The organism is Flavobacterium sp. W1B, assembly GCF_047344965.1.
Lineage (GTDB): Bacteria > Bacteroidota > Bacteroidia > Flavobacteriales > Flavobacteriaceae > Flavobacterium.
Genome location: NZ_CP178845.1, coordinates 264,631 through 278,517 on the forward strand (window position 1 = coordinate 264,631; position 13,887 = coordinate 278,517).

The 13,887-nt window shown below is 35.3% G+C and carries 12 protein-coding genes; 8 read left to right on the top strand and 4 right to left on the bottom strand.

What is annotated here, in order from left to right:
* Nucleotides 1–61 precede the first annotated feature (61 nt).
* Complete coding sequence (locus ACMDB5_RS01150) at nucleotides 62–2,476, top strand: TonB-dependent receptor domain-containing protein (protein ID WP_413999211.1); 2,415 nt, start codon at nucleotides 62–64, stop codon at nucleotides 2,474–2,476.
* 104 nt (nucleotides 2,477–2,580) lie between these two features.
* Here the strand turns inward: ACMDB5_RS01150 and ACMDB5_RS01155 are convergent, their stop codons facing one another.
* Nucleotides 2,581–3,588, bottom strand: coding sequence for a 3-oxoacyl-ACP synthase III family protein (locus tag ACMDB5_RS01155; RefSeq protein ID WP_413999212.1), 1,008 nt, complete (start codon nucleotides 3,586–3,588; stop codon nucleotides 2,581–2,583).
* A gap of 285 nt (nucleotides 3,589–3,873) precedes the next feature.
* Here ACMDB5_RS01155 and ACMDB5_RS01160 point away from each other — a divergent pair, with 285 nt between their 5' ends.
* Nucleotides 3,874–6,285, top strand: a complete 2,412-nt coding sequence (locus ACMDB5_RS01160; protein WP_413999213.1) for a prolyl oligopeptidase family serine peptidase — start codon at nucleotides 3,874–3,876, stop codon at nucleotides 6,283–6,285.
* Nucleotides 6,286–6,347: 62 nt separating this feature from the next.
* On the opposite strand, the gene ACMDB5_RS01165 is transcribed toward ACMDB5_RS01160, so the two are convergent.
* The 3 genes from ACMDB5_RS01165 to ACMDB5_RS01175 all read right to left on the bottom strand — a co-directional run bounded on the left by ACMDB5_RS01165 (nucleotide 6,348) and on the right by ACMDB5_RS01175 (nucleotide 8,628).
* Nucleotides 6,348–7,292: an ABC transporter ATP-binding protein gene (locus ACMDB5_RS01165; protein WP_413999214.1), complete on the bottom strand. Its 945-nt coding sequence runs from the start codon at nucleotides 7,290–7,292 to the stop codon at nucleotides 6,348–6,350.
* Between the two features lie 143 nt (nucleotides 7,293–7,435).
* Complete coding sequence (locus ACMDB5_RS01170; protein WP_413999215.1) at nucleotides 7,436–8,131, bottom strand: OmpA family protein; 696 nt, start codon at nucleotides 8,129–8,131, stop codon at nucleotides 7,436–7,438.
* A gap of 20 nt (nucleotides 8,132–8,151) precedes the next feature.
* Nucleotides 8,152–8,628 (bottom strand): lipocalin family protein, encoded by a 477-nt coding sequence (locus tag ACMDB5_RS01175; RefSeq protein ID WP_413999216.1) that lies wholly within the window; start codon nucleotides 8,626–8,628, stop codon nucleotides 8,152–8,154.
* A gap of 181 nt (nucleotides 8,629–8,809) precedes the next feature.
* On the opposite strand from ACMDB5_RS01175, the gene htpG reads away from it, so the two are divergent.
* The 6 genes from htpG (at nucleotide 8,810) to ACMDB5_RS01205 (ending at nucleotide 13,841) form a co-directional block, all read left to right on the top strand.
* Complete coding sequence (gene htpG, locus ACMDB5_RS01180; protein ID WP_413999217.1) at nucleotides 8,810–10,696, top strand: molecular chaperone HtpG; 1,887 nt, start codon at nucleotides 8,810–8,812, stop codon at nucleotides 10,694–10,696.
* A gap of 162 nt (nucleotides 10,697–10,858) precedes the next feature.
* Nucleotides 10,859–11,752 carry an EamA family transporter gene (locus ACMDB5_RS01185; protein WP_413999218.1) on the top strand — a complete coding sequence of 298 codons (894 nt, stop codon included), beginning with the start codon at nucleotides 10,859–10,861 and terminating at the stop codon, nucleotides 11,750–11,752.
* 45 nt (nucleotides 11,753–11,797) lie between these two features.
* Complete coding sequence (locus tag ACMDB5_RS01190) at nucleotides 11,798–12,154, top strand: DoxX family protein (RefSeq protein WP_413999219.1); 357 nt, start codon at nucleotides 11,798–11,800, stop codon at nucleotides 12,152–12,154.
* Between the two features lie 7 nt (nucleotides 12,155–12,161).
* Nucleotides 12,162–12,869 (top strand): aquaporin Z, encoded by a 708-nt coding sequence (aqpZ, locus tag ACMDB5_RS01195; protein WP_413999220.1) that lies wholly within the window; start codon nucleotides 12,162–12,164, stop codon nucleotides 12,867–12,869.
* Between the two features lie 50 nt (nucleotides 12,870–12,919).
* On the top strand, nucleotides 12,920–13,162 hold the full coding sequence (locus tag ACMDB5_RS01200) for a GlsB/YeaQ/YmgE family stress response membrane protein (protein ID WP_413999221.1): 243 nt from the start codon (nucleotides 12,920–12,922) through the stop codon (nucleotides 13,160–13,162).
* Between the two features lie 76 nt (nucleotides 13,163–13,238).
* Entirely contained in the window at nucleotides 13,239–13,841 is a 603-nt protein-coding gene (locus ACMDB5_RS01205) for an alpha-ketoglutarate-dependent dioxygenase AlkB family protein (RefSeq protein WP_413999222.1), read from the top strand.
* Nucleotides 13,842–13,887: the final 46 nt, after the last annotated feature.

Consider the following 13,887-nt stretch of genomic DNA (forward strand, 5'->3'; position numbering starts at 1 on the left):
TATTATCAAACTAAATACTTTACCTTTGCATCATCAATCAATTTTAAATCAAAAAAAAACCATGAAACTTAACTTAATCTTAGCTTGTCTATTCGGAACCTTGTTTTCGATGCAGGCGCAAAACTCGGTCAAACCAACAATTCTGGACAACACAGGAAGTATTTCTGGTAAGGTTATCGACAAAAAAAGCAACGAACCACTAGGATATGTAAATATCGTGGTAAAAGAAGAAAACAAAGTAATTACTGGAGGAATAACTTCTGATAAAGGGATTTTTTCGATAAAAAACTTGGCTTTAAAAAAATACACTTTGGAAATTCAGTTTATAGGCTACAAAACGGTCTCTAAAGTTATTTCGTTAACATCTGAAGATAAAAACGCCAACCTAAACACAATTTCTTTAGAAGAAGACGCAATTGAACTTAAAGGTGTTGAAATCGTCATTGAAAAATCGACAATAGAACAAAAAATCGATAGAAAAGTAATCAATGTAGGTAAAGATCTTACTACCGCTGGCGCTACAGCATCCGAAATTATGAATAATATTCCTTCAGTAAATGTAGATCAGGACGGAAAATTATCTTTACGCGGCAATGAAAACGTACGTGTTTTAGTAGACGGGCGCCCTAGTAATATTGAGGCTTCGCAGTTGTTGAAACAAATTCCTTCTACTTCGATCAAAAAAATTGAACTAATAACGAATCCGAGCGCCAAATACAATCCCGAAGGAATGTCAGGAATCATCAATATCGTTTTGCATAAAAATGCGAATGACGGATTTAATGCAAGTATAAACACTGGTTTGACTTTTGCAAAAACACCAAAAATTAACAGTTCAACCAATATGAACTACAGAACCGGTAAGGTGAACTTTTTTGCAACTTACGGAAATAATTTCGGCAAAAAATTTAACGAAGGAGACATTTTAAGATTAGACGATCAATCAAACCAATTATTTGATATCGTAAACAACGACAAATCTCATTTGTTCAAAGTTGGTATGGATTATTACATCAATGACAAAAACACCCTTTCGGTTTATACCAATCAGAACAAAATGATCGGAAACGGTATAGTAGATGTAAATATTGTTAATCCAGATGCTATAAAAGATTTACTTCAACATTCAAGATACATATCAAACAACACAGACGGAACTTATAATTTAGCGTACAAACATTTAACAAAAAAAGAAGGAGAAACCGTAGATTTAGAAATAAATCACAGCAGTTACTCTGGAGATCAGAATGCAAACTTCCTTACTACTTTCAACAATCCAAGTATTCCAACAAGTGCATACATTGATAACATTGATGAAAAAAGAAAAAATTCAACCATCAATTTAGATTATGTAAATCCGTTGAATGACAAAACCAAACTGGAGTTGGGTGCCGAAACCAGAATTGTAAGAACCGAAAACAATTACGTGACTAACAACAGCTCTCTATCAAATTCTCGTTACAATTATGATTTAGATATTTATTCGGCTTACGTTACATTTGGACAAAAATTTAAAAAAATAGGATACCAATTGGGCGGTCGTTTTGAAAGCTACAAGGTAAATGCAACCTTAAACAATGCTACCGCATTCAAGGACGATTATATCACTTTGTACCCTTCGGCGTCGATGACTTATTCTCCAAACGATAAAAATCAGTTTCAAATGAGTTACAGCCGTCGTGTAGACCGCCCTAGCTTAGGTCAAACAAAACCCATCAGAGAATTCAGTACGCCTAGAGTAACCTCTATTGGTAATCCGGAATTACAACCTCAATTTACTAATTCTGTCGAATTAAATTATACAAAAACAATTAGCAATGGATCTATCACTACTGGTGTTTTTGTAAGAACGATCAACAATGAAATTAACAGAATTCTTTATCCAGACCCAGAAAATCAGGACAAACAAATTATGAGTTTTGATAATTTTGACAACAACACTGCCTATGGTTTTGAAGCCTCATTAAACTACAAAATCACAAAATGGTGGGATATCCAGCCAGCGATAGATTTTTCTAGCATCAAACAAAAAGGCCTAATTTCTGTACTTAACCCAACAACTAATTCATTTGATTTTGTAAACAAAGAAGTAAATGCTGCGGCCTTCAATGCCCGTTTCAACAGTAACTTCAAAGCAACTAAAAGTCTTCGTTTCCTTTTGTTCGGATTCTACAGATCTGGTGTTGACGGGGTACAATTTAATGGTAAGGAAATGTACAAAATAGATGCAGGCGGACGTTATTCATTCCTAAAAGACAAGGCTACATTAAGTCTTCGTTTCAACGATATTTTCGACACGATGAAAGCCGGTTTTTATGGAGACAATCCTTATCCGCAAGTAGGGCAATTTACTTGGGAAAGTCAATCAGCTTATATTGGTTTCAACTACATGTTTGGAGCTGGAAAAAACAGAAGTTTACAGCGCAAACAAAGAGACGACAACACCAAACAAGGTGGTGGCGGTGGATTGTTTTAAACGAAAACACAATGCCTTTTTAATAGAATTTTTAATAGTTTTTGAAAAAGAAAAACCCGGAGTATGCCAACTCCGGGTTTTTTGATTTTATAATAAAAGTTACACTACCACTTTATAATAGCACTTCCCCAGGTAAATCCGCTTCCAAAAGCAGCTAAAACTACTGTATCTCCGGTTTTGATTTTTCCTTGTTCCCAAGCCTCAGTCAATGCAATAGGAATAGATGCCGCTGTTGTATTTCCGTATTTTTGAATATTATTGAAAACTTGGTCGTCTCTCAATTTGAATTTATTTTGAATAAACTGAGAAATTCTCAAATTAGCCTGATGTGGTATTAACATATCAATATCCGAAACCTGTAAATTATTGGCCTGTAAACCTTCGTTTATTACTTCGCTAAAACGAACTACGGCATTTTTGAATACAAATTGCCCATTCATATAAGGAAAATAACTTTCGTCATCAGGATCATTATCGGCAAGGATATCCGTAATCCATCTTCCTCCCATTCCTGGCGCTTTCACCACTAATTCTTCGGCATGCTGTCCTTCTGAATGCAAATGAGTTGAAAGAATTCCTTTCGACAAATCTTCCTCTCTGCTCAAAACCGCAGCTCCTGCTCCATCTCCAAAAATTACAGAAACCCCTCTTCCACGGCTAGTCATATCTAATCCCGTTGATTGAACCTCTGACCCAATCACTAAAATATTCTTGTACATTCCCGTCTTGATGTATTGGTCGGCAACGGATAAGGCATAAACAAAACCAGAACATTGATTTCTAACATCTAACGCACCAACAGTTCTCAAACCTAAATCCCTTTGCACTAAAACTCCTGGCCCAGGAAAATAATAATCAGGACTTAATGTGGCAAAAACTACAAAATCAATATCTTCTTTTGCAACACCGGAACGTTCAATTGCAATTTTGGCCGCTTTAACACCCATCGAAGTCGTTGTATCTTCTCCTCTTACAATGTGCCTTCTTTCTTGAATTCCGGTTCTCTCTTGAATCCACTCATCGTTTGTGTCAATAATTTTTGACAAGTCATCATTGGTTACTACGTTATCAGGAACATAATAGCCTAATCCAGTTATTTTAGAATGGTACATATTATTACTTTTTTATTAAAACAAGACTGCAAATTTAATTTATATTATAAAATTTCAGCTCACAAATTACTGTTTTTTTAACAAACTCCTATTTTATATTTATATTTTTAAGAAGCTTTTCCCTATTTTAGACTATATCTTTTTCTTATTTCGTAAAAAGAATGCCACTCTTATCAGGGCTAGAGCTATCCAATAAAAGAAATATTTCTTTCAGCTATAACAAGCTTGGACTTCAATAAACAAATACTTAAATTTACCCACATACTAATTCAAAAAAATCCAACTATGAAATTAAAAATAAGCTTTATCTTATTTCTATGCTTAGGTTTGAGTGCTTTTGCCCAAGAAAACCTAAGTTATCAAAAACCACCCAAATCCATTTTAGATTTGGCCGATTACGAAAGAGCACCTACGGTATCGATGGACACCAAAAAAGAGTACTTACTGTTGTCCTACAGAAACACTTACAAAACATTGGACGATTTAAACCAAGAGGAATTACGATTAGGAGGTTTACGTATCAATCCGGTAACAAATATTTCCAGCACAGTTACCTATATCAATAATCTGAAAATTAGAAAAGTAAGCAACAAGAACGAAACTCAAGTTGCTGGCCTACCTGAAAACCCTCGCATCAGCAATTTATCTTGGTCGCCAAACGACAAGAAAATCCTATTCTCTCATACTACAAATTCAGGAGTTGAACTTTGGTTTATAGATGTAGCTACGGCAAAAGCAACAAAATTGACGGAAGCCACGGTAAACGCTAATCTTGGAAATCCATTTAGCTGGCTCAATGACAACGAAACTATTTTGGTGAAAATGCTGCCAAAAAACAGAGCCGCTTTATTAGATTCGAAAAAAGATCTGCCAACAGGTCCGATAATCTCAAATGCCGATGGGTCAAAATCACAAAACAGAACCTATCAGGATTTATTGAAAAACAAAAATGATGAACTGAATTTTGAAAACATCATTACTTCTGAACTATACAAAGTAAAGCTAGACGGAACTGCAACTTTATTCAAAAAAGCCGACATGTATGCCGGAGAAAGTTTCTCTCCAGATGGAAATTATCTGATGCTGAATACGATTCAAAAGCCATTTTCATATATTGTTCCCTTGAACCGTTTCCCATCAAAAACAACCATTTATGACAATGCCGGAAACCAAGTAAAAGTGGTAAACGAAGTACCACTTACCGAAATTATCCCTAAAGGTTTTATGGCGGTTAGAAAAGGGAAAAGAAATATGAACTGGAGAGCGGATAAACCTTCAACATTAGTTTACGCCGAAGCTTTAGACGCCGGAGATCCTGCTAACAAAGTAGAATTCAGAGACGAAGTTTTTCTTTGGAACGCCCCTTTCGATGCTGCAGCTACTTCATTGGTAAAAACACCTCAACGTTTCGACCGAATTACTTGGGGAAATGATGCTTTTGCCGTTATTTCAGATGAATGGTATGATACACGTAATACTAAAACCTATTTGATCAATCCATCTAATCCCGGTGCGGCTCCAAAAGTAATTTTCGACAGAAATTCTCAAGATGCGTATTCCGATCCAGGAAATTTTGAAACTAGAAAAAACCAATACAACAGATATGTTTTGGCTATCGAAAATGACAATGCATTCCTTATTGGAAACGGTTTTACTAAAAACGGACAATTCCCTTTTATCTCAGAATTCAATTTGAAAACCTTAAAATCAAATCGTCTGTACACCTCTACTTATACCGATAAAAAAGAAGATATAATAGAAATTGAAGACTTCAAGAAAGGAACGGTTTTAGTACAAATCCAGTCTAAAAATGAATATCCAAATTATTATCTTAGAAATATCAAACAAAAAAATAAGCTAACGCCAATTACAGCATTCAAAAACCCTTTTGAAAGCATCAAAAATGTAAGCAAAGAGGTAATTAAATACAAACGTAAAGATGGTGTTGAATTATCTGGAACTTTATATTTACCGCTAGGTTATGACAAAGTAAAAAAAGAGAAAATGCCATTGCTGATTTGGGCATATCCGGCAGAATACAAAGACAAAAATTCAGCAGGACAAGTCACTCAAAACCCAAATGAATTCACATTCCCTAGTTATGGTTCATTCATCTATTGGGTAACCAAAGGCTATGTTGTTTTAGATGACGCGGCATTCCCAATTATTGGTGAAGGAACTACAGAACCAAACGACAATTTTATCTCGCAATTAGTAGACAATGCCGAAGCGGCAATAAATGCAGTAGACGCTTTGGGTTATATCAACAGAAAAAAAGTAGCTGTTGGAGGTCACTCTTATGGGGCATTTATGACAGCTAATTTATTGACCCATTCGAATCTTTTTGCTTGCGGAATTGCCCGAAGCGGTGCTTACAACAGAACCCTTACTCCTTTTGGATTCCAAAGCGAGCAACGTAATTACTGGGAAGCATCACAAGTATACAACGCTATGTCACCATTTATGAATGCTGATAAAATGAAAACGCCAATGCTTTTGGTTCATGGTGAAGCCGATAACAATCCTGGAACTTTTACCTTGCAAACAGAACGTTACTTTCAAGCTTTAAAAGGACTTGGAGCTCCGGCAAGAATGGTGATTTTACCAAAAGAATCACACGGATATGCTGCAAAAGAGAATATTTTGCATTTACTTTGGGAACAAGATCAATTCTTAGAAAAGTATTTAAAGAATTAAGTATAAAAAGGTCTAAAAACCAAAAACCCGAAATGGATTCCATTTCGGGTTTTGGTTTTTTATTAGGATATCATCAAGGTGACTTCCTGATTTAATTCCAATGGCTTATCATGTTCAAAGAAAATCACTTTCCGATCAAAAACAGCTTTAATCAAATAATGACTTCCTTTAAAATAGGATTGCTTAGCAACTACTTTCATCAAACCATTATCAACCAATTTAAGCTGGTGCGGATACAACAAAACAATTTCATCTTCTCCGTCAACTGGAACCAATTGCGATAATCTCAATTCATTGACTTCTCCAAAAAGAGAAGCTACATATTTATTAATAGGATTATTGTACAAACTATAAGAATCGGCCTTATCAACGATAATTCCGTTTTGCAAAACAATGGTTTCATCAGCAAAGGAAAGCGCATCCGTACTATCATGGGTGGCGACAATACAAGTAATTTCCTGAGATTTTAAATAGGCAAACAAATTTCGTCTAAGTGCATTTTTCCTAAAATTATCAATATGGCTAAAAGGTTCGTCCAGTAATAATATTTCGGGTTCTAAAGCCAATACGCGTGCAAGAGCAACACGTTGCTGCTGACCTCCACTCAAATATTTTGCTTTTACATCAGCAAAATCGGTCATTTCAACAATCTCCAATAATTCGTTGATTCTCTCTTTTTTCTTTTCAGGAAAGACATTGGTCAAAAACTTACCCACATTCTCCGCAACCGTTATGTAGGGCATTAAATCGAAATCTTGGGATAAATATTTGATAAAAGGCATTCCGGGAACCAAATTAAAATTTGGCCCTAACACTTCGGTTTCGCCCCAAAATATATGCCCTTGATCTAAATCATACAAACCGTAAATCAGTTTCAAAAGCGTGCTTTTTCCACATCCGCTTTCTCCAATTACAGCAATATTTTGCCCTTTTCCTATCGTGAAATTAATATTATGAACTACCTTTTTTTCGGTATAACCAAAAGAAATATTTTGAACTTGAAGCATCTTGTAATAATGAAATTTGAGTCTGCAAATATAGATTGTCTGAAACAATAATCATTTAGTGAAATCATAATTTATATAAAAAAAGAAAGCCGTTTCGTCATAATAACGAAACGGCTTTCTGTATATAAAAACAATTTGTTTTATTAATTTCCTGCTTCTTTTTTAGCATCTTCCTGCATCTTAGCATTTGCGGTAATAGCAAATTCAACACGACGGTTTTGGCTTCTTCCTTCAACAGTTTCATTTGAAGCAATTGGATCAGCAATTCCCATTCCCGTTACTTTAAATCTGCTAGAAGCAATTCCTTTAGCGACTAAATAGCTTCTAACTGATGCTGCTCTTTCGCCCGAAAGTTTTAAATTATAATCCGCTTTACCTGTACTATCAGTATATCCAAATATAGTAATATCAGTATCAGGATATTCTTGAAATACAGCAACTAATTTATCTAAATTTGCTTTTGCTCCAGCTGTCAATGTTGATTTGCTAGTATCAAAACGCACTGCATTTTCGTTTAAAACCAATTGAATTCCCTCACCTACACGTTTTACATCGGCACCTGGAAGAACCTGATCAATTTGTCTGGCTTGTTTGTCCATTTTATTACCAATCACACCACCTGCAACACCACCAACAACGCCACCAAGAACTGCGCCCAACGCTCCTTTTCCACCTTTTCCAAGGTTGTTTCCAAGAATACCGCCTATTACAGCGCCACCTACAGCTCCTATTCCGGCTCCTCTTTGTGTGTTATTTGTGTTTTTTACTGCTTCACAACTTGTAAAAAGTGTACCGGCTGTCATCATTAGAGCCAATGCTATTATTGAAATCTTTTTCATAATTCTGTTTTTTATTTTAATTAATTTGCTTTTTGAAATTGGTAAACCACATCGGTCATTTTTCCTGCTACATCAATTCTATCAATCAACTGAAAAGAACTCTCTGTTTGGTTTGCAACCATAAGTACGTAACCTTCTCTAACTTTTTTAGCTTTTATTCCCGCATCAAGTACTTTCAATACAAATTGACCATCTTTATTTACAAACCAAGTGATTGGTGAGCTAAATGAACTACAACCCGCTTTTGTCAAAGCCATGTTTCCTTTATTGTTGTTTGAAACAAACTTCCAAGTACTCCCTTCAAAACATTGTGAATCAGCAATCTCAAACGAATTCACTTTGATATACTGTGACCCTGAATAAGTCACTGAACTAATCACCCAGTTTCCCTTCATCGCAACTTCCGATGGTCTATCTAATTTCGTGTTAGTAACTGAAGTCGTTTTGCACGAAAACAACACCAAGGCTATTGTTGCCAAAAAAATCATCTTTTTCATTTTTATATCATTTTATTAATTAAACTAGTACAAAGATACAATCCTACAAACTGAAAATGTTTTAATATTCAATTATTTTGTTTCAAAATTAGCAGTTACGACAATTTGTCACTCGCCTCTTAATTGGTATTCTATTTGAAAGTACTTGACCTGATTGTAAAACCCTATAAAAAATTTAAATATGACAACTGGAAAAATTAATGTTTCGGTAGAAAACATCTTCCCATTAATCAAAAAGTTCCTATACAGTGATCACGAGATTTTTTTACGTGAATTGATTTCTAATGGGACCGATGCAACATTAAAATTAAAACATCTTACGAATATTGGCGAAGCCAAAGTAGAATATGGAAACCCAATTCTTGAAGTAAAAATTGACAAAGAAGGCAAAAAATTGCACATCATTGATCAAGGAATTGGTATGACTGCCGAAGAAGTTGAAAAATACATCAACCAATTGGCTTTCTCAGGTGCTGAAGAATTTTTAGAAAAATATAAAGATTCTGCCAAAGATTCCGGAATTATCGGACATTTCGGTCTTGGTTTCTACTCTGCTTTTATGGTTGCTTCCAAAGTAGAAATTATCACTAAATCTTTCAAAGACGAACCAGCAGCTCATTGGACCTGTGACGGAAGTCCTGAGTTTACCTTGGAACCGGCAGAAAAAACGACTCGCGGAACCGAAATTATTTTGCATATCGCCGAAGATTCATTAGAATTCTTAGAAGATTCTAAAATCAGCGGTTTATTGAACAAGTACAATAAGTTCATGCCTATCCCAATTAAATTTGGAACAAAAACAGAAACGCTTCCTAAACCGGAAGATGCTCCTGAAGATTACGTGAATGAAACTGTTGAAATTGACAATTTCATCAACAATCCAAATCCAGCTTGGACAAAACAACCAACGGAATTAACGGATGAAGACTATAAAACTTTCTACCACGAATTGTATCCTATGCAATTTGAAGAACCTTTATTCCACATTCATTTAAATGTTGATTACCCGTTCAACCTTACCGGAATTCTGTACTTCCCAAAACTGGGGTCTGACATGCAAATCCAGAAAGATAAAATTCAATTGTACCAAAATCAGGTATACGTAACGGATAATGTGGAAGGAATCGTACCTGAATTTTTGATGATGCTAAAAGGTGTTGTAGATTCACCAGATATTCCTTTGAATGTTTCTCGTTCTGGATTGCAAGCTGATGCAGCTGTAAAGAAAATTTCAAACTATATTACTCGTAAAGTTGCCGACAAACTAAAATCATTATTCACTGAAAACCGTGAAGATTTTGAGAAAAAATGGAACGACATCAAAATCGTTTTAGAATACGGAATGCTTTCTGAAGATAAATTCTACGAAAAAGCCGGTGCTTTTGTCTTGTACCCAACAGTTGATGACAAATTTTTCACTTTAGAAGAATTAAAAGAAAAATTTGCTGCAAATCAAACCGACAAAGACGGAAAACTAATTGTCTTATATGCCGGAAATAAAGAAACGCAACACTCTTATATAGAAATTGCAAAAGACAAAGGATACGAAGTTTTATTATTAGATTCACCGATTATCTCTCACCTGATTCAAAAATTAGAGTCTGATAATACCAATTTAACTTTCGTTCGTGTCGATTCAGATCACATTGATAATTTAATCAAAAAAGAAGACACTGTTATTTCTAAATTATCGGAAGAAGAACAAACCAATCTGAAAACGGTCTTAGAAACCATTGTTCCAAAACAAAATTATTCTGTCCAGTTGGAAGCTATGGACAGCCAAGCTGCTCCATTTATCATCACGCAACCGGAATTCATGCGCAGAATGAAAGAAATGAGCCAGTCTGGCGGCGGCGGAATGTTTGGAATGGGAAATATGCCGGAAATGTACAATTTAGTGGTAAACACTAATTCTCCATTGGCAACGACCATCCTGAATACCGAAGACAAGTCAAATCAAGAGCACTTGGTAAAACAGGCACTTGACTTAGCTAGACTATCGCAAAACCTATTAAAAGGAGAAGCTTTGACTGCTTTCGTGAAAAGAAGTTTTGAGATGATCAAATAACATTTTCAAAATCACATTAAAAACCTGCAAATTAAACTTTGCAGGTTTTTTTTATTTCAATTTTGAAAGAACACAAATCATGATTTCGTCTTTTATAAAAATTAAAAATAAGCAAATCAAGACTTAAAGCGCTATCTTTGCCCGCTTTTTAAAATTGAAGAAATGACAAAGAACAACGTATTAAAAGGAGTTTTCTTAGTAGGACTGGGTGCAACTAGTTATGGAATGTTGGCTACTTTTGTAAAAATGGCTTACGACGAAGGTTTTACCACGGCCGAAGTCACCACTTCTCAATTTATATATGGAATTATAGGAATCTTGATTTTGAATCTAATTCAAAAGGTAAAAAACAAAAATGCATCCCTAAAAGCATCTAAACAAAATATTTTTCATTTGATGTTGGCGGGAACTTCTTTGGGAATGACCAGTCTTTTTTATTATTTGGCCGTAAAATACATTCCTGTTTCCATAGGTATCGTCTTATTGATGCAAACGGTTTGGATGGGAGTTTTACTGGAAATGATTTTAGAGAAAAAAATCCCTTCTACCCAAAAAATCATTTCGGTAGTTATCGTTTTAGTCGGGACCGTTTTAGCTACCAATTTAATCAATAATGAAATACAACTAGACTGGCGTGGCATCATGTGGGGATTTTTGGCAGCGGCATCATTTACCACAACTATGTTTACCGCAAATCGTGTTGCTCTGGGAATTTCTTCGGCACAACGCAGCCTGTATATGCTTCTTGGTGGTGCCGTAATTGTGTTTTCATTTGCCATAGTCACACAAACTACCCCATTCAACTTTGAAATCTTCCTAAAATGGGGAATTATTTTGGCTCTATTTGGAACCATAATCCCTCCCATGCTTTTGAATGCCGGTTTCCCACTTACCGGAATCGGATTGGGGAGCATTGTCTCTGCACTTGAACTTCCTGTTTCGGTGATGATGGCTTATTCTCTTCTGGATGAAAACGTAAATAGCATCCAATGGTTTGGAATTGTTTTGATTATTCTAGCAATTATAATTATGAATGTTAAATTTTCAAAAAAATAATTAACACAAAAACACGTTTTTTGTTAATTATTTATTAAATTCGTAATGAATAACTCATTCGTCATGAATTTACCTTGGCATTTATACACAATGGCTTTCGCTTATATCAAAGCAAGGATAAGCCATTTCAGAATCCCAAGTCTTTATTTAAAAATCATTCCCCCTTATTTCCCGAATTCTAAATTATTAAATTCGATAAGTCTCTTTGCCAAATTTTTTTTGGCCATAATGCTGTCTATTCCTGTTTTTTCAAAATATGCAGCTTGCGGAATAACAGCTTTACTAATTGCCGTTTCCCCAAGCCAAATTTATATACTCCCCAATGAAAAAACAAAAATAGGAACCCCTAAATGGATCCTACTCTTAAACCTGCCCTTGCAATTAACCTTAACCCTTAATTAAATCTATTATGAAAAAATTATTTGCAGAATTTTTCGGTACATATTGGCTGGTATTTGGTGGTTGTGGTAGTGCTATTTTTGCTGCTGGAATTCCTAATTTAGGAATAGGATTTATGGGAGTTGCCCTTGCCTTTGGCCTGACAGTTCTGACCATGGCTTATGCAGTGGGACATATTTCTGGAGGACACTTTAACCCTGCCGTTTCTTTCGGATTATGTGCTGGAGGAAGATTTCCCATCAAGGACTTATTACCTTATATCATTGCACAATGTATTGGTGCCATTGCCGCAGCAGGAACTCTATACGCCATTGCCTCGGGAAAAACTGGTTTTATAATAGACAATGCCAAAGCAGGAGCATTTGCTTCTAATGGTTTTGACGCTTTTTCACCCGAAGGCTATTCTATGGAATCTGCATTTATAGCCGAGTTTGTACTGACCCTATTCTTCTTATTAGTAATCCTTGGAGCAACAGATAAATTTGCCAACGGAAAATTTGCAGGTATCGCAATTGGTCTGGCACTTACACTTATTCATTTGATTAGTATTCCTATCACCAATACATCCGTAAATCCGGCAAGATCGTTATCACAGGCATTATTTGTTGGCGGCGAACCTCTATCTCAAGTTTGGCTGTTTTGGTTTGCCCCTATTCTAGGAGCAATTGCTGCCGGAATTATATATAAAAATATCCTACAGAATAATTCAGAATCATAATTGATTACTTTACTACAAACTAAATTACTAACCATTAAAACATTAAAATTATGAACTTTTTGTATTTCTTACTCATTGGGGCAATTTCTGGTTGGCTTGCAGGTCAACTTTGGAAAGGTGCTGGTTTTGGAATTTTTGGCAACATCATTGTTGGGATTTTGGGAGGAATTTTTGGTGGCTGGATTGCCGGCAAACTCGGCATTGGCGGAGGAGGTTTGCTTTGGCAAATTATAATTGCCGCATGCGGAGCTTGGATTTTACTATTCATTATTAGTTTGGTCAAAAAAGTATAATCCTTAAAAATAATATTTTAATTTAAAGAGAAAAAAGAAGCAATATTCGCTTCTTTTTTCTCTTTATTTTTGCAAAATGAATTCACTCTTTCAATCGCAAACGATATTTCTCAATCTGCCAGATGCGGAAATCATCTATTATCCTGCTTTTTTTGACAAAAAGGAGGCTGATGAAATTTATGCCGAATTAATGAATTCTATTCCTTGGCAACATGACGAAATTACCGTTTATGGCAAAAAACATCTACAGCCCAGATTAACCGCTTTGCATGGAAATCAGGAAAAATCGTACTCTTATTCGAATATAAAAATGCAGCCGCATCCTTGGAGTTTTCTTTTGCAAAAGATAAAATCAAAAGTCGAAACTGTGGCCGATGTAAGCTTTACCAGCGTTTTACTCAATTACTATCGCGATGGAAAAGACAGCAACGGTTGGCATGCAGACAATGAAAAAGAATTAGGAATAAATCCGGTAATAGCATCTTTAAGCTTTGGTGCCGAACGCATTTTTCAATTGAAACACAATACCCAAAAAGACCAGAAAAAAAATATCGTTCTAGAACACGGAAGTTTATTACTAATGAAAGGAACAACACAGCATTTTTGGAAACATCAAATTCCGAAAACGACCAAACCCATCGACTCTAGAATAAACCTCACCTTCAGGCTGATAAAGTAATTTTTTGTATTCAAAAATTATTATATTTGAAATAAATACTTCATGC

Excerpts from the sequence above, each read along its gene's own strand:
- ACMDB5_RS01205 (WP_413999222.1), top strand. The coding sequence starts at position 13,239 with ATGAATTCACTCTTTCAATCGCAAACGATATTTCTCAATCTGCCAGAT.
- ACMDB5_RS01160 (WP_413999213.1), top strand. The coding sequence starts at position 3,874 with ATGAAATTAAAAATAAGCTTTATCTTATTTCTATGCTTAGGTTTGAGT.
- ACMDB5_RS01150 (WP_413999211.1), top strand. The coding sequence starts at position 62 with ATGAAACTTAACTTAATCTTAGCTTGTCTATTCGGAACCTTGTTTTCG.
- ACMDB5_RS01190 (WP_413999219.1), top strand. The coding sequence starts at position 11,798 with ATGAATAACTCATTCGTCATGAATTTACCTTGGCATTTATACACAATG.
- ACMDB5_RS01175 (WP_413999216.1), bottom strand. The coding sequence starts at position 8,628 with ATGAAAAAGATGATTTTTTTGGCAACAATAGCCTTGGTGTTGTTTTCG.
- aqpZ (WP_413999220.1), top strand. The coding sequence starts at position 12,162 with ATGAAAAAATTATTTGCAGAATTTTTCGGTACATATTGGCTGGTATTT.
- ACMDB5_RS01165 (WP_413999214.1), bottom strand. The coding sequence starts at position 7,292 with ATGCTTCAAGTTCAAAATATTTCTTTTGGTTATACCGAAAAAAAGGTA.
- ACMDB5_RS01200 (WP_413999221.1), top strand. The coding sequence starts at position 12,920 with ATGAACTTTTTGTATTTCTTACTCATTGGGGCAATTTCTGGTTGGCTT.
- ACMDB5_RS01155 (WP_413999212.1), bottom strand. The coding sequence starts at position 3,588 with ATGTACCATTCTAAAATAACTGGATTAGGCTATTATGTTCCTGATAAC.
- htpG (WP_413999217.1), top strand. The coding sequence starts at position 8,810 with ATGACAACTGGAAAAATTAATGTTTCGGTAGAAAACATCTTCCCATTA.
- ACMDB5_RS01170 (WP_413999215.1), bottom strand. The coding sequence starts at position 8,131 with ATGAAAAAGATTTCAATAATAGCATTGGCTCTAATGATGACAGCCGGT.
- ACMDB5_RS01185 (WP_413999218.1), top strand. The coding sequence starts at position 10,859 with ATGACAAAGAACAACGTATTAAAAGGAGTTTTCTTAGTAGGACTGGGT.